This is a genomic window from Variovorax sp. GW822-FHT04A09 (assembly GCF_058801005.1).
In genome coordinates this window covers 272541-288997 of sequence record NZ_JBXAMV010000001.1, presented here as the reverse complement: position 1 = coordinate 288997, position 16457 = coordinate 272541, and the positions used below count along the sequence as shown (strand labels likewise).

6 protein-coding genes are annotated in these 16457 nt (G+C 71.6%); 2 read left to right on the top strand and 4 right to left on the bottom strand.

Going from position 1 to position 16457, the window contains the following annotated elements:
- Position 1 precedes the first annotated feature (1 nt).
- Both AC1RLW_RS01130 and AC1RLW_RS01125 read left to right on the top strand, forming a co-directional pair.
- Positions 2-490 carry a CreA family protein gene (locus AC1RLW_RS01130; RefSeq protein ID WP_493191985.1) on the top strand — a complete coding sequence of 163 codons (489 nt, stop codon included), beginning with the start codon at positions 2-4 and terminating at the stop codon, positions 488-490.
- Between the two features lie 112 nt (positions 491-602).
- Positions 603-1109, top strand: coding sequence for a murein hydrolase activator EnvC family protein (locus tag AC1RLW_RS01125; RefSeq protein WP_062480281.1), 507 nt, complete (start codon positions 603-605; stop codon positions 1107-1109).
- A 12-nt stretch (positions 1110-1121) separates the two neighbouring features.
- Here the strand turns inward: AC1RLW_RS01125 and AC1RLW_RS01120 are convergent, their stop codons facing one another.
- The 4 genes from AC1RLW_RS01120 to AC1RLW_RS01105 all read right to left on the bottom strand — a co-directional run bounded on the left by AC1RLW_RS01120 (position 1122) and on the right by AC1RLW_RS01105 (position 16356).
- Positions 1122-2747, bottom strand: coding sequence for a phospholipase D family protein (locus AC1RLW_RS01120; RefSeq protein ID WP_493191984.1), 1626 nt, complete (start codon positions 2745-2747; stop codon positions 1122-1124).
- Between the two features lie 138 nt (positions 2748-2885).
- On the bottom strand, positions 2886-3113 hold the full coding sequence (locus AC1RLW_RS01115; RefSeq protein WP_070061133.1) for a hypothetical protein: 228 nt from the start codon (positions 3111-3113) through the stop codon (positions 2886-2888).
- Positions 3114-3173: 60 nt separating this feature from the next.
- A complete protein-coding gene (locus AC1RLW_RS01110; protein ID WP_493191983.1) occupies positions 3174-3731 on the bottom strand; it encodes an RNA polymerase sigma factor in 558 nt (185 codons plus the stop codon).
- 13 nt (positions 3732-3744) lie between these two features.
- The gene (locus AC1RLW_RS01105; protein WP_493191982.1) at positions 3745-16356 is read right to left on the bottom strand and encodes a filamentous hemagglutinin family protein; all 12612 of its coding nucleotides are present in this window, start codon (positions 16354-16356) and stop codon (positions 3745-3747) included.
- Positions 16357-16457 lie beyond the last annotated feature (101 nt).

Below are 16457 nucleotides of genomic sequence, written 5' to 3'. Positions count from 1 at the left end.
CATGCTCAAGACCCTGCGCGCCACCCTCCTCTGTGGCGCCAGCCTCGGCTTCGCCCTCGCGGCTTCGGCGGCCAAGGCCGACATGGTCGGCGAGGTCGACACCGCCTTCAAGCTCATCGGCCCGGACCACAAGATCGTGGTCGAGGCCTACGACGACCCCAAGGTCAGCGGCGTCACCTGCTATGTCTCGCACGCGCGAACCGGCGGCATCGCCGGTGCCTTCGGCGTGGCCGAGGACAAGGCCGAGGCCTCCATCGCCTGCCGCCAGGTCGGCCCGGTGAGCATCACGCAGCCGCTGCCCAAGCGCGAAGAGGTCTACAGCGAACGCCTGTCGGTGCTCTTCAAGCGCCTGCGCGTGGTGCGCATGGTCGATCCCAAGCGCAACACGCTGGTCTACCTGACCTACTCCGACCTGCTGATCGACGGCTCGCCCAAGAACAGCGTGACGGCCGTGCCGGTCGATCGCGGCACGCCGATTCCGCTCAAGTGAGGGGCTGCTGAAGGGCTCGGCGATGCGAGTTTGCTAGCATCGTCCGAGCGGCCGACACCGACGTGTCGGCCTTCGACGGAACCCTCCGCAACGAATCCGTTCCAACAGCGTCATGCACCTTCAGACTTTTGTTTTCCGAACCGCCGCCACGCTCCTCGTGGCTGGGGGCATTGCCGCCTGCACCACGCCCGGCCCCACGCCGCCGCAGCAGCCTGTTCCAGGCGCCACGCCGCCGCCACCGCGCCAGGCGCTCTTCATCCGCCCCGCCGCCGGCACCACCGTGGGCCGCTTCGACGGCGTGCGCAACAAGGGCCTGGACATCGCGGGCAACCTGGGCGACCCCATCGTGGCCTCGGCCGACGGCCGCGTGGTGTACGTGGGCGGCGAGCTGCGCTCCTACGGCAACATGGTCATCGTGAAACACAACGAAACCTTCCTCACGGCCTACGCCCACGCGAAGACCATCCTCGTGAAGGAAGGCGCCGTGGTGCGCCAGGGCCAGAAGATCGCCGAAATGGGCAACAGCGAATCCGACCGCGTGAAGCTGCATTTCGAGATCCGCAAGAACGGCACCGCCGTCGATCCCGAGCCGTACCTCAACGGCCGTTTGCAGCAGTAAACGTAAAAGCCGTTACAGCAGGCTTTCGGGCACCAGGGGCGCCAGCAGCTCCAGCCGCCAGCGGGCCCAGAAATGGGTCTCGGGCTCGGTGTGCAGGATGGTGTCCGCCCCGTCGCCCGACGCCGGGTTCACCCACTCGATGCCGCCGCGCGGCCCCAGCTGCAGCTGGTAGGCGCCGTCCAGCCGCATGAAACCGATCAGGCTGGTCAGCTGCTGCGCGATCTGCGGGCTGAAGATGAAGAGGCCGATCTCGGTGTTGTGCAGCGCCGAGCGCGGATCGAAATTCATCGAGCCGACGAACACCACCTGCCCGTCGATCACGGCCGACTTGCCGTGCAGCCGCCCGCTGGCCGAGCCGTAGATGCCGAAGCGCTTCGTCTGCTCCACGCGCTTGGGGCTCAGTTCGTACAACTCCACGCCCAGGCGCAGCATCTGCGCGCGGTAGCGCCGGTAGCCGATGTGCACCAGCGATTCGTCGGTGGCCGCCAGCGAGTTGGTGACGATGGTGTAGCCCACGCCGTTGCCGCGCACGATCTGCATCGTCTCCATGCCGCCCCGCCCGGGGATCAGGTACGGCGTGGTCAGCAGCACCCCGTGCTGCGCGCCGCGCAGGTAGCGCTGCACGTTGTAGAGCACGCTGTCGGCGGCCTGGTCGGCCGGCAGCCCGCGCCCTTCGTCGGTGGGCGCCAGCGCCTTGGCGGGCGCGTCGGCGTACGCCTCGGCGCGGGCCCAGCTCAGCGCGAGCTTGCCGGCGTTGAGGTCCTTGGCCAGCGGGTTGTGGCCCAGCAGGTCCGTCGATTCGGGCTCTTCGGGGTGCAGCGTCTCGGGCCCCGTGGTGAGCCGGTCGAAGCGCTCGCGCAGCGCCTGCGCCGACTCGCTGCCGCGCGGCACCAGCGATTCGATGGGATAGACGTATTGGCTGTTCCAGTACATGTCGAACAGCGAGGACAGCCGGGGCACCACGGCGCCGGCCACCAGCGTGTCGATGTCGATGAAGTTGGAGCCGCCGTCGCGCAGGAAGTACTCGTTGGCGATGTTGCGCCCGCCCATGACCGCCATCGTGTTGTCGACCACGAACAGCTTGTTGTGCATGCGACGGTGCACGCGGTCGAAGTCCAGGATCGACCACGCCCAGCGCGTGCCGAAGCGCGAGCGCCCGGCCGGGAACGGGTTGAACAGGCGCACCTCGACGTTCGGGTGCGACGCAAAGCTGGTGAACAGCGGATCGGCGCCCGCCGTGTACAGGTCGTCCACCAGGAGGCGCACGCGCACGCCGCGGTCGGCCGCGTCGCGCAGCGTGCGCAGCAGGTAGCGGCCGGTCTCGTCGTTCTGCACGAGGTAGTACTGCACGTCGATGGAGCGCTGCGCGCGGCGCGCCAGTTCGATGCGCGCGTGCAGCGAGAACTGCGGCATCGGCAGCAGGCGAAAGCCGCTGAGCGGCTCGCCCGGCGGCGCGGCGGCACGCACGAGGCGGCCCAGCGCGGTGTCGGCGCCGTCGGTGATGGCACTCGAGGGCTTGCGCACCACCTCGGTCGGCAGGCCGGCGCAACCGGCGAGCACGAGCATCGCCAGGCTGCACAGCAGCCAGGCGAACCACCGGGCGCGCAGCACGTCAGCCCGGGGGGACAGGTTGCGCATGAACGACAGAAAAGAGGGAGGGCAAGGGCACGGGAGCGAAGGAGAAAAAACGCCGCTGCCGCGCGGCGCGGTGCACGACCGCGCCCACGGGTGGCGGTTTCTACCACGCGCGGCGCGAGCGCGCAGCCGATGCCTGCGTCAGTGCGCGCGCTCGGACCACTGCCGCACGAAGTGCTCCGCGCGCACGTTCGCGCGCGCCACGGCCGAGTCCCACGACAGCTGCTGGGTGATGACCAGCGCGCAGCGCGGAATGCCGTCCAGGCTCAACGCCGCGATGCCGGCGTAGGTGCCCTTCGGGGTGCGCGTGAGTTCGAACCATCCCGTCCAGCCACCTGGCACGTGAAGGTCGAGTCGGGCGGAGTCCATGATGAATTCATCATAGGCCTTTAGTTTTCATTTGCAAACATTGCATACAAAAGCAACGACTCAGGCATGCATGTCAGAGCGGCGACCGGTCGGCAGGCGCTGCAGCGCCTGGCGCAGCGTGGAATCCACCCGCCGCAGCGACAGCCCGTGCCGCACCGCCACCTCGTGCCGCGTCAGCTCGTGCACGCGCAAGGCCACGAAGATGTCCTGATGGCGGTGCGGCAGGCCCTGCATCGCGCGCTCGACCGCCTTCAGGTCGGAGCGCGCCTCGGCGATCAGCTCGGGCCCCGGCGCGTGGTCGGCCAGCTGGGCGAGCGTGTCGTCCGCCTCGCCGGCGTACTGCCAGGGACGCTCGGCGCGCAGGCGGTCCATCGCGGCATTGCAGGCCACGCGGAAGATGTAGGCCACGGGGTTGTGCAAGGTGCCCGTGAAGGCGGCCTCGGCCAGGCGCAGCCAGGCGTCGTGCAGGCTTTCGGTGGCGGCGTCGGTACACCCCAGGTGCAGCGACAGCCGCCGGTGCAGCTGCGCGTAGTGCGCCACCAGCAGTTGCTGGACGTCCGGTGGCGCAGGGGCGGTCCCCACGGCGTCGCCGCGGGGCAGCAGGCAGGCGTGCGACATGGTGCGTCGCCGCCTAGCGGCCGCGCGGCAGGCCGCGCCGTTCGGGCTCGTTCAGGCGCGTCAGCTGCGCGTCGGTGAGCGCACCGTGCCCCACCATCTGGACGAAGCCCGACGGGTCGTAGCTCGCCTGCTCCGCCGGCCTGCGCCGCACCTCGGGGGCCTCGGGCGCGCCGGACGCGGGCTCGTTGCCGAAGCCCAGCACGCGCACCGAGAACACCGACGGCAGGCTCTGGCGCGCCGCCGCGCGCTCGCGCTGCATCACGTCCTGCGCCGCCGCCGTGGCCTGCGAGGCCGCGGCGCTGGCGTTGGTCAGGGCACCGACATTCACCGACGCCACCACCGGCAGCCCCGTGCTCTTGCCCTGCACCGCCATGTTGTCGGCATTCACGATCTGCAGCGCCGCCAGGTTCACGTTGCCCGACACGCGGATGCCCGCCTCGCCCGCGTCGATGGTGCCCAGCGGCGCGATCAGGTCGATGTCGCCGGCCGGCACCTCCGGAATCGGGTTCAGCGTGGCAATGCCCGCGCCCGTGCTCGGCACGTCCGACGACAGCACCACGTTGCCCCAACGGTCGTACACGCGCTTGGGCGGCGTGTAGACCACCGTCGTCTTCGAGCCGCGACCGGCGTTGATGTCGCCCTCGGCCGACCAGCCCAGCACGCTGCCGCCGAAGGTGGTCATGATCCGGCTCTGGCCCAGCAGGATGCTGCCCAGCGCGTACAGGGAAATGTCGCCCGCACCCTGCGTGATGACACCCGGAATCAGCGTGCCCACGGCCTGGGGCGCCGCGCCCTCGATGCCGAACACCTGGCGTCCGCCCGGCGTGAGCAGCGCGATGTCGCCGCCGAACAGCGTGTTGATGCCGGCCGCGCCGAACATCGTGATGTCGCCCCTGTAGCTCGTGCCCGGGAACAGCGACGCGATCGCGTTGCGCCCGCGCAGGTAGCTGCCGTAGCGCACGCCAGCCTCGTCGTTGTATTCGCGGCCGCCCTCCTTCAGCTCGGCGAAATACACGGCGCGCAGGTAGCTGCGCTGCTGCTCCGGCGGCAGGGCGTTGAAGAAGGCCAGCGCCTCCTGTGCGCCGCCCTTGCCGCTGTAGCCCTGCGAGGCTTCGAGCCAGTTCACCAGGTACAGCTGGCTCGCCTGCCGGTAGTCGTTGGCGAGCACGCGGCGCGGCGTGCCGTTGTCCGCGTCGAGACTGGCTTGCCGCTGCGCCATCCAGGCCGCCGCGCCGTTGTCGTCGCCGCTGTAGCCATGCTCGGCGCGCAGCCAGTCGCCCAGCGTGAGCTGGCGGTTGTAGTTCTTCACCACCTTGCCGGCCTGGTCGGCCAGCGGCTGGCCGCTCTGCATCAGGTGGGCCGGATCGAGGTAGCGCTGCGCAAAGCCCGCGTAGTCGGGCCCGTGGGCGCCCACGCCGGCCAACATCGCGATGCCCGCACCGGGCCGGCTGTCGCCCGGCACCACCGCGCCGAGGCTGCTGACCGAGGCCCTGTTCTCCATGCGGATGTCGCGCCCGGCCGTGATCTCCAGCGTGCCGGGGCCGGCCACGTTGAAGGTGCTGAACAGGATGTCGCGGCCTGCCGAAACCACCGAGATGTCGCCCGGCCTTGCGTGCGCGAACAGGTTGCCGCTGCTCTCGAAGTAGGTCTGCGCCACGCCGCTCGAAGCCTCGGTCTGCCCGACGGGCGTGCCGCTCGCGACGATGTCGCGCCCGGCCCGCATCCACACCGGCTGCGCGCCCTCGTACCAGGTCTGGCCGGCACGCGTCGCGTCGTCCGGCGCGAAGCGCAGGATGCGCCCGCTGCTCACGCCGACCAGGTCGCCGTGCACGGCGTAGAACCGCGCCGGCTGCGTGCCCACCGCTTCACCCGACACCGTGTTGGGGCCGAAGGCGAACAGCGGACGCACGCCGTCGCCGGCCAGGTTGTTGCCACCCGACAGGTTGCCTAGCACCGTGCCGTCGCTGGTGGTGCCCTGGAACGCCGGACGCCGCGGCGTCGCCAGCGCCGAGGCGGCCGCGCCCGACGGGCTCACGGTGTTGCCTCCCGCATAGATCGAGTCACTGGCCAGGAACTCCAGCGTGCCGTGGGCCGAGGGTGCCAGTACCAGCGGCGTGCCCGTGCCGGTGTTGTCGAAGGTCGCCGCGTCGCCATAGAACAGGCTGCCGCTGGCGGCCACCGCACTCAGGATCGAGGGGTAGACGAACGCCGAGTCGGTCACGGGAATGCCCGCGCCGCCCGTCACCGGCACCAGGTCGCCGCCCGCCCCGAAGAGGCGAATGGCGGTGTGCGGCGTCCACAGGGTGAACCAGCTCTGGCCTTGTCCCGCCAAGCCGTTGGCGCTGAACGGCGTGGCATTGGCGAGGTCCACGCGCGTGGGGTCGATCACGCCCTTGACCACCAGGTCGCCACGCGTGGCGAGCGTGTAGTTCGCATCGCCCGGCGCCAGCACGATGCCGCCTTGCGCCATGCCGCGGGTCGCGGTGTAGGGGTCATAGGCGCGGGTCTCGCGCGGCGACTGCGTCCGTTCGGTGAGGCCGTAGACCAGGGGCAGGCTGCCGAGGGTGCCGGCCTGCAGCTGCACGTCGCCCCGGAGGTTGACGATCGCCCCGTTGAGCCCGGCGTCGGTGTCGCCACCGGCACCCTCGACGTAGGGCCTGTGGAGCGGATTGAAGGCACCGCCCACGCGCACGAGCACGTCGCCGCCGCCCGTCAGGCTCAGGCTGCCGTCGGCCAGCACACGGCCGGTGCCGCCCACCGCCAGCACCAGGCCCTGGCTGCGCCGGCTGTCGGCGTACGAATCTGTCTTGGCGCCGCGCCGTCCCTGCAGGCCCGCGTTGCCGCCCACGTCCACGCGCAGGTCGCCGCCGCCCAGCGTGCCGAAGCCGGTGAAGCCGAGCAACTTGTCGGCCGCCCCGGTCGTGCCGACATACGAGCCGAAGTTGATCCACCACGCCGTGGGCTGGTCCTGCGCGCCGCCGAAGCTGTCGCCCGTGCCCTGGCGCCACAGCCAGTTGCCGATGGCGCCGCTGCTGAAGCCCTTGTCGGCGGGGTTTGGCCGCCCCGCACCGCTGCCCCCGGCGACCAGCATCATGTCGCCGGTCAGGTCGCCGCCGGCCTTCAGCGTCAGGTTGCCGCCGGAGGCGGGGTACCAGGCGCGTGCCAGGTTCTGCGTGCCGCCATCGACGAACTTCTCGTAGCCACCGCTCGCGTCGTTGAGCACCGTGCCCTTGGCGCCCACCGCGCGCGGCAGGTTGTAGGGGTCGCCGGCCCGCGTGGCCTGCGACGAGGCGCCGGCGGTGTACACGCCGAACAGCGAATCCATGCGCAGGTTGCCGGCGGCCAGCAGGTCGAGATCGGCCGCGCCGGTGCGCACCACGCTGAAGCGCGTGCTGCCCGGCAGGTAGCTGTACTCCGGGGCGGCGATGACGCAATAGCTGGGAAGGTCCACGCAAAGCTCCGGGTACTGGATGTCCGCGAAATCGATGGGCTTGCCAGCCATGCTCTCGTCGCCCACGAAGTTGATGGACCCTTCCACGCTCCACAACTCGCCGCCGGGCTTCAGCTTGCCGAACATGCCGTAGTGGCTGTCCGCCAGCCGCAGGTCGCCCCGGCCCGCCGCCGGATGCACCTGCACGATGCGGTTGTCCGCCGCGCCCAGGTCCGCGCCGGCCACCAGCCGCACCGACCACGACTGCGAACCTTCGGGCAGCATCGCCGCCGCGGCCCACAGCCTGCCGGCACCGTCCGGACGCAGATTCACCGAGGTCACGCCGGCGGGCAGCTTGATGTTGGTCGCGGCCGGGAGCAGCGCGCCCAGCGGCAGCGTGAGGGCGCCGTTGAGCACGAACTTCTTGCCGTTGCCGGGCAGCGGCACGCCCTTGGGCCACACCACGCCCGACAGCGTGGCCGCCGACGGCAGGCGCATGCCGGCCCCCAGGCGCGTGCCCACCGGCAGCGTCACGTTGGCGCCGCTCACGATGCTGCCCGCTGCGAACAGCAGCGCGCCCGAGGCGTTGCGCACGTCGACGCTCAGCACCGTGCCCACCTTCAGTTCGAGCGCCTTGGCCAGCACGCTGGCCACCGGCATCACCTGCCCGGCCCCGAAGGCCGTCGACTTGATCGGCAGGTCGTAGTTGAGCGTGCCGGCGCCCCCCTCGAAGGTCGTGCCGTCGGCCAGCACCACGCCACCCCGCGGCACCACGGTGTCGCCGCGCAGCAGGTTGACGCCAGGCAGCAGCAGCCAGCCGCCGTCGTCCTGCGTGGCGGGCGGCGGCGCAAAGCCGTCGTTGAGGCTGCCGAAGATGTCGAGGTTGCCGCCCGCGCGAAGGGCCAACGTGCCCACCTCGCCCGAGCCGTACACGCCGGTCTTTGGTGTGTGCGGGTTGGCGCTCGCATAGCGGTAGCCCGACAGGTCGATGTCGCCCTGCACCACCAGGTCGCCGCCGGGGGTCTTGCTCACGATCTCCACGCCGGGGCGCAGGTGGAAGGCGTCGGCGTAGCGCGCGTTGTTCAGGCCTGCGAGCTTGCCGTTCATCAGCGCGCCGTTGGCCAGCGCGTTGTCGATGAAGACGGTGCTCTGCAGGTGCTTGGCGTCGAGGTACGCCTGGTCGATGACCTGGTAAGGCCGGCCGGTGGCCGCCGCGTCGGTGCCGAAGCGCGCATCGTCGTAGCGCCACATGCCGTTCACGGCGATGGAGCGCGCGCCCTCGATGGCGATGCTGCCGCTGGCGTCGATGCGGATGTCGCCTGCCGTCTCGCCGGTGCGGCCCGCGTTGAGCTCCAGCGTGCCGCGCGCCCTGCCATCGTTCTGGCCCGGTTCACCGCCCACCTTGGCGTCGGTGCCGTGGCGCAGGTCGATGCGCGCACCCGAGGCCAGCGTGAGCTGCCCGTCGTTCGACGTGAGTTCGACCATCGCGCGGTTCGGCGAATCGATGATCTGGCCGTGGCTGTCCACGCGCAGCGTGCGGCCGTGCGCATCGAGCACCGCGCTGCCGGCCAGCGTGAGGTTGTGCTTCGCGGCCAGGCTGATGCGGCCCACGCGCTCGCCGCTGGCATCGATGGTGCCGGTCACGGTGAGGCTGCCGTTGTCGAGCGACACGTTCACCTCGCCGGCCTTCAGGCCGTTGCCGATGGCGAGGTCGCCCTGGCGCAGCTGGAAGCTGCGCGCGCCGAACACGCCGCCGTCGTTGAGCCGCTGGTTGAGCGCCGCGAACTCGGCATCGCCGAGCTGCCGCGCGCGCACGTCCACGCTGCCCGCCGCGAACGGCACCCGCGTGCCGCCCGCGTCGTAGTGGCCGCTGCTCGCGCCGAGGATGCGGCCCTGCAGGTCGACCGTGCCGGCGGCATCGTCGAGCGCCATCGCCTTCAGCGTGCCGGCGCGGTTGTTCTGCGCCGAGATGTCGATCACCGAGCCGGCCGCCTGCCGCAGGTTGCCGTGCAGGCTTTCGAGCACCACGTCGCCGCCGGCGCTGTATTTGCTCACGTCGTTGAACACCACCTCGCGGCCCGACAGGTCGAGCACCGCGCGGTCGGTCAGCACGAGGTCGCGTTCGGCGCTCAGCGTGAGCTTGCCGCTGGGCAGCGCCACGGCGGTGTCCAGCGTCAACTCGCGCCCGCGCAGGCTCAGCTCGGCGCCCAGCGCGGCATCGCCGGTGGCCGCCGCCGGCGCGCCCGCGGGTGCGGCCACGCGCAGCGTGCCGCCCGCCGTGATGCGGTTCACCGAGCCCGCCTCGCCCGTCAGCAGCGGCGCCACGATGCGCAGGTTGCCGCCGCTGTACGCGTAGCCCTTGCCCGCTTCGTACGCGCCCTGCGACTGGTAGACCGAGAGGCTGCCCTTGTGGTTGGCGCTCACGCGCTCGGACGCCTTGAGGTTCACGTCGGCAAAGCCCAGCACCAGGCGACCCGCGTCTTCCAGACCGCTCGGCTGGCTGTGGGGGCCGTAGCCGAACTCGATGTGCTCGGCCTCGATGTTCAGCGTGCCGCTGCCGGTGCCCGCGCCGTCGCGCACCACGGCGGAAGGCGCCGTGGTCGCGCCCTGCCACACCAGGCGGCCGGTGCGGATGGTGGCCACGTCGCCCGCGCTGCCCTGGCCGTAGATGGCAGGCGTGGCCAGCACCAGCTGCGCCATCGTCGCCTTGCCGGTGGCGGGGTCGATGGTGTCCAGCGCCGCGGTGCCGAAGAAGTTGACGCCGCCGCTGGCGCTCAACTCCAGCGTTTCGAGCGCGGGCGCGCCGTACTGCCGGTCGCCGCGCAGCAGGCGGTCGAGCAGGGCCTGGCTCATGGCCAGTCCCGGCGGCAGCGTGTGGTTCTGCGCGGCGGCGGCCAGCGCGGCGCTGTCGCCCACGTTGATGCCGCGCACCGCCAGCGTGAGGTGGCGTGTGCCGTAGCGCACCGCCTCGTTCATCTCGAAGCGGTCGGGTGTCACCATGGCGATGGTGCCCTCGGAATACAGCTCGGTCTGCCCGCTGCACGACGCGCTGGCACACACGCCGATCTGCAGGCTGCGGTTGTCCGAGGTGGCCTGGGTCTGCGGCACCGGCAGCGTGCTCACCCGGCCGTTGGAGACCATCAGCATCTGGCCGGTCGCGGCGTAGACGAAGCCGTCGCCGGCATCGTAGGCGGCCTTGCCACGGCCGAGGGTGTGGATGCGCGCGCCCTGCTCGACCACCACGCTGAGCGGCGTGCCCTCGGTCGCGCCCACCGCGGCCAGGAACACCTCGGGTGCGGACAGCACCGCCCCCTGGCGAAGCACCACGCTCTGCCCGCCGTCGCCGGTCTGGATGACGTTGCCGCTCTGCCCATAGTCGGCGCCCTGCAACCCGCCGATGACCAGGCGCGACGCGCCCATGCCACTGAGCGCGCCCGCATCGAGCGTGACGCCCTGGAAGCCCGCCGTCGCCGGCGCGCCGGCCGCGACGATCTCGAGACCGAGCTGCTCCTCGCTGCTCGTGGCCACCACGGAACCGCCCCGCCCGCCCTCGCCCACCCGGAAGCGCGCCGTGCCGTCGAAGCGCAAGGCCTCGGCGCCCGCACCGGGCGCGAGCTTCAGGTGCAGGTTGCGCGCGTCCGCCGGCAGCATGGCGCGCGGCACCCCCACGCGCAGCGCGTCGGCGCGCACGAAGTCGCCGTAGCCCATCTCGTTGTATTGCGAGTAGCTGCGCAGCACCTCGCCCGAAGTCACGATGGCCTGACGGAACAGCGTGTCGCCGATGCCGGTGCGGCCCACGCCCAGCTGCGCGGCCGTGAGCCACGAGCCGTTGCGCATCGCCAGCGTGCCGGTGGGCGCGCCCAGGCCGGCCGCGCCGTTCAGCTCCACGCGGAAGGCGCCTTGCTGCAGCGCATAGGTCGAGGGCATCAGCGTGTAGGTGCCCGCGGGCAGGCCCGGCACGCCGGCGCCGATGGTGATGTGCTGACCGACCAGCGGATCGACCGCGCCCTTCTCCGCGCCGGTGGGTGCCACCGTCGGCTGCACGCCGGGCACGATGGCATACACGGGGTTCGTCGCGAGCCCCGGCAGCGTGAAGCCGCCGCGGGCGCCGACCTGCATCAGCGGGCTGAAGCGCGCGTCGGTCGAGCCGCCGCGTCCGCTCACGAAGCCCGCGCCCCGGAGGTTGCCGCCGCCCGACAGGTCGAGCGTGGCGCCTTCCTGGCCCTGCACGCTGGCCCCCATGAACGTGAGGCCGATCGTCTGGTTGCGCTTGTAGGTGTCGCCCGCGCCCACGCCGGTGAGCTTGACCTGCTTGCCGTCGTACAGGTAGTTGATGCCGTCGACCGTGCCGCCATAGGGCATGTCCAGCCCCTCGCCGCTCACCGACGTGAGGCTGCCGGGCAGCAGCCTGACCTGCGTGGTGAGCGCATCACCGAGCGTCAGCTGCCCGAGCGGCACCCGCACCACGCCGCCCTGCTCGATGACGCCGGCGCGCAGCGACAGGTCGCCGAAGGCCGAGTACGGCACCTGCGGGCTCGCACCCGTGCCCTCGATGCGCAGCGCCGTGTCGGGCCGGTAGGTGCCGTCCGGCGCCAGGCCCGCGGACACCAGCGCCACCACGCCCGTGGCCGGGTAGATCTGCGCGGCGCGCAGGGTCAGGCTGCCGGGCACGACGAGGCTCGTGGAAACGCCGACGTCTTGCCGGCCTTGCAGAAAGCGCAGGTCACCGGTGCTGGCCAGCGTGACATGGCCGAAGGCGGCCAGGTCGACCGTGGGCGCTTCGCTCGCGCCGTCGAGCACGGGGACCTTGCCGTTGACGCCGAAACCCATGCCGTCGCGGATGTCGATCAGGTCGCCGGCCACATCGAGGCGGGTGCCGGACGGCACGCGCACCACACCTCCCTCGGCGATGGGCGCCCTCAGAACTTCACGCGTGAACGAAGGCATCGTGCCGGCCAGCCGCACGTGCGCGGCCGACAGTGCCACGTGCGCGTCGTCGGACGCATCCTTGGCGAGCGCAAGGCCGCCGGCATAGATCTGCAGGCCCTGCCGCAGGCGCAGGTCGACGCCGTCTTCGAAGGCGAGCGTGGAGCCGGCAAACAGCGAGAGGGTATCGAAGCCGCCGCGCCGGACCGTGTCGGTGCCCAGCCGGCCCTGACCGTATGCGAGGGCGCCGTCGTCGACGCCGGCCTGCAGGGTGTCGGGCGCGAGCGGTGCGCCTTGTTCCACACCCAGCACCAGCACGCGGTGCCGGCGCACGCGGTCTTCCGCCTGCTGCAGCGGGTCCAGGTGCAGGCGCAGACCGGGCGTGCCGAGCACCGCGGCCAGCGTGCCGCCGGCCGCGCGCTCGCCGCCCGCGACGGCGCGCAGGCTGCCGTCCAGCTGCAGCCCGTTGTACGACGCGAGCGAAATGCTGCCGCCGTTGCTGGCGACTTCGGTGGCGCCGAGGCCGTTCACATCGAGCACCGCGTGCGTGCCCGAGGCATCGAGCAGCGCGCCCGGACGCACGACGACGAAGTTCTGCGACGCGGTGGCCTTGCCAGCGACCGGATCGATCTCGCCGCCGACCACGATGCTGCCGCCGTCGCGCACCAGGCCGTAGCGCTTGCCGGTGGTGTCGGTGGCGGTGGCCGCGTGCGCCGACGCATCGAGCACCGCCTGCCCGCCGATCCAGATCGAGCGGGCATGGGCCGTTGCATTGGCAATGTCGGCCTCAAGGTCGGTGATGTCCACCGTCTTCAGCACGATGCGCCCGCCGTTCGCGCGCAGCGTGCCGTCCACCGTGAGCTGGCCGGCGCTGCGCACCTCGATGGCCTGGCCCGGGTCGACATGGATCGCCGCGCCCTTGCCCACCACGGCCTGCACCGTCGGCAGCTCCTTGGCGAGCGTGGTCGTCGTGCCGGCCTGCAGCGACAGGCTCGCGCCCTTGCGCTGCGTGAGCACGGCTTGGGTGGCGTCTTCCTGGTAGAGCGGCGGGGTCCACACCTCGAGCGCGTCGGCCGGACGGCTGCCGGTGGCGACGTCCTGCGCGTGGGCGCCGAAGCGGTACACCGGCATCGTCACGTCGATCCGCGCACCGTCGGCCACCGTGAGGCCGTGGTTGCCGATGAGCGCATAGCGGCTGAAGCCCTTGTCGAAGAAACCGGCGTCGAGCATCAGCGTGTCGGCCTGCGCCGTGCCCGAGATGTCGCCGATGGCGACGCGCATCGTCTGCACGGTCAGCGTGCCGCCGCCGTCCACGCCGTGGCCGCGCAGCACCGCGCCGTCGAGCGCGACATGGCCGCTGCCCGTGTTGAAGCCATCCGCCTCGAGCGTGACGCTGCCGCCCTTGCCGCCTTGCTGCTTGGCCTTCGACAACAGCGCCGCGCCCGACGACACGTCGATGGCGCTGCCGGTGCCCAGCACCACGTCGCCGGTGCTGCGCACGGACACGCTGCCGCCGTTGCGGTAGGCCACGCCGCCCGCGTCGGCCGGGTTCGTCACCAGATGGGTCCACAGGCCGCGGGTGTCGAGCGTCGCACCGCCCGCGAGCACCACCGAGGTCGTGCCGCCGTCGGGCGCGGTGAGCGTGCTCGTGTCCTTCAGGTAGTTGAGGCTGACCTGTTCGAGCACGTTGCCCAACTGGATGCCGCCGCCGCGCGCGACGAGGTCGGCGTTGACCTTCACGTTCGGGCTGTACAGCACGAGGTGGCCGCCGTCGCCGACCTGCAGCGCCTTGTCGACCGCGATGCTGTCGGTGGCCGCGATGCGCACCGCGCCCAGGCCAAAGCCGCTGAGCTGCGCCGCATCGAGCACCAGCGTGTCGCGGCGCTCCGCGGGCAACACCGTCGAGAGGTCGAGCCCCGCCGCAATGCCTTCGGCCGTGTCGCCGAGCACCACGTTCTTGATGCCCGCAGCATCGAGCCGCCGGTGGATCGCACCGCCCGTCTTGTCGTAGTACGCGTCGTAGCGGCCCACGACGAGCTGCCCGCGCTGCGCCACCGCGCCGGTCGACTGCTGGTAGCCATCGAGCCCCGCCTGCCGCGCCTGCGTCTGCCGGTCGCCCTGGAAGGTCTCGCCGACGATCGCGCCTTCGAGCACCGCGGCCTGGGTGCCGACGATGAGCAGGCCGGCATCGCGGCCCACGGTGTAGCCGCTTTCCAGCCGCGTCTGCGGGCCGATCAGCGGGTTGTAGAAGAAGCCCGTCGTCTTCTTGCCCCAGCGCGTGTGTTCGTCTTCGAAACCCTTGTAGACGCCCGTGTAGCGCAGGTCGCCCGGCGCCTTCGAGACTTCGTAGAGCCGCCCGTCGGCGCCCTTGAGCCAGCTCTGGTTGAGCCTGCCCGTGAGCACGTCGAGCGTGCCGCCCGAAATGTTGATGCTCGCGCCGCGCTGCGTGACCAGCTCGCCGCCGCTGAAGCCCACCACGCCGCCCTGCGCCATCCACTCGCCCACGCCGTGCGCCTGCGTGCCGAGGTAGCCGCCCACCTCGAGCAGGCCGCCGCCGGTGTACCAGCGTTCGCCCTGGTAGCCGCCGGTGCCGCCGGGCACGAAGACCAGCGAGCGCCGGTCGATCCACAGGTCGTTGTTGTTGAGGTTCTTGCTGTCGCGGTTGAGCGGCGCATCGCGCTGCTCGTTGCCCTGCACGTTGATCTTGATGTTGTTGGATTCCATCGCGAGCTTCACGCCCACCGCGCCCGACACGTCGATGCGCGCACCCTCGCGCACGAGGCTGCGCTGCTTCGCGTCGACCACCACCTGGCCACCGGTGGCCAGCGTGAGCGAGCCGGCCTGGAACTCGACCGTGCCGCCGCTGGCGACTTCGACGCGCGACAGGTCGCGGCGGTCGTTGCCCGCCAGCACGATGCTGCCGGTGCCCAGCTGGACCGCCGGCGCCATGAGCCCGGCGCGCTGACTGTCGAGCGCGGTCGCGCCGCCGGTGTCGAGCACGATGGCCGTGGTGCTGCCTTCGCCGAACCGGACCTGGCCCGTGGCGCCGGTCGCGTTCAGGTGCACCGTGCCGCGTGCGTTGACCGACGTGCTGGACAGGACGACGCCGCCTTGCAGCACCTCGCGGCCCGCCAGCGTGACGTCGCCGGTGGGCGCCTGGATCAGCCCGGTGTTGCGCACCGTGCCCGCCGGGCTGTTCGTGTCCAGCGTCACCGCGACTTCGTTGCCGCGCGTGGTCGAGCCCAGGTTGCCGTCGGTGCCCACGCCCTTGCGGATGGTGAAGCTGTCGCCCGCCGCGAGCAGCGTCTGCCCGCCGGGCGTGGCGATCTCGCCGGCGTTGTGCACCTCGGCGCCCAGCAGCAGCACATAGCCGCCGCCCTGTGTGGCCGAAGCGGGTGCGGGCGTGGAAAGTCTGGCACCGGCCTGCACCTCGACGCGGCCTTGCGCGTTTTTGAAGTTGGGCGCGCTGCCGTTGGCGTACACGCCGTGGGCCTGGAACTGCGCGTCGTCGATCTGCGCCGCCGCGGCCACGAGGTTGCGCGTGTCGACCTGGCTGCTGCCGCTGAACACGATGCCGTTGCGGTTGGCGACCATCACCGTGCCGTCGGCCTTGATCTGCCCCTGGATCTGCGAAGGCCGCGCCTGCGGGTCGTTCACCTTGTTGAGCACCGCCCAGTCCTTGCGCTGCGCGAAGGCCACGGTGGTGTTGCGCCCGACGTTGAAGGTCTCCCAGTTGAGGATGGCCTTGTCAGCCGTCTGCTCGACGGTGACGACCGTGCGGCCGTCGACCTGCCGCTGCGAATCGCCGGTCAGTGCGCGCGCATTCGACCAACCCGCGGTCAGCGAATTCGTGTCGACTTTCAGGCCGCCATCGGCCAGGCCGTCGGGCACCGAGGGGTCGTTCTGCGCGGCGCGCCGCGCGGCCGCCTGTGCCGCCTGCTGCGCCGCGATGCCGCGTGCCGCCAGGTTCAGGTTGCCGATCGACTGCTGCAGCTGCTCGCTGGCGCGCTGCTGCTGCGCGAGCGGACTCGTGAGCTGCGCCGCCGGCGACCCGTTGGGCATCAGGCCGGTGGCCGTGGCGGTGGCCTGCGCCGCGCCCTTGGCGTTGAACCAGGTCGGGCTGAAGGCGCGCTGCGCATGGGCCGGCGCGGCGGCCGCGCCGGCGGCCAGTGCCAGCGCCATGGCCTGTGCCAGCGGCGAAATCCGGAAGCTCCTCGCCTGCACGGCAGCGCCCTGGCGGCGGCTGCGGTGTCCCTCGTGTGTGTTCATCTGACGCCCAGTAAAGAATGAAATGCACCGGCACGGAATCCGTGCCCCTTACTGGACAGACCGACAGACGCAAACAAAACCGCTAAGTTTCTGGACCAATC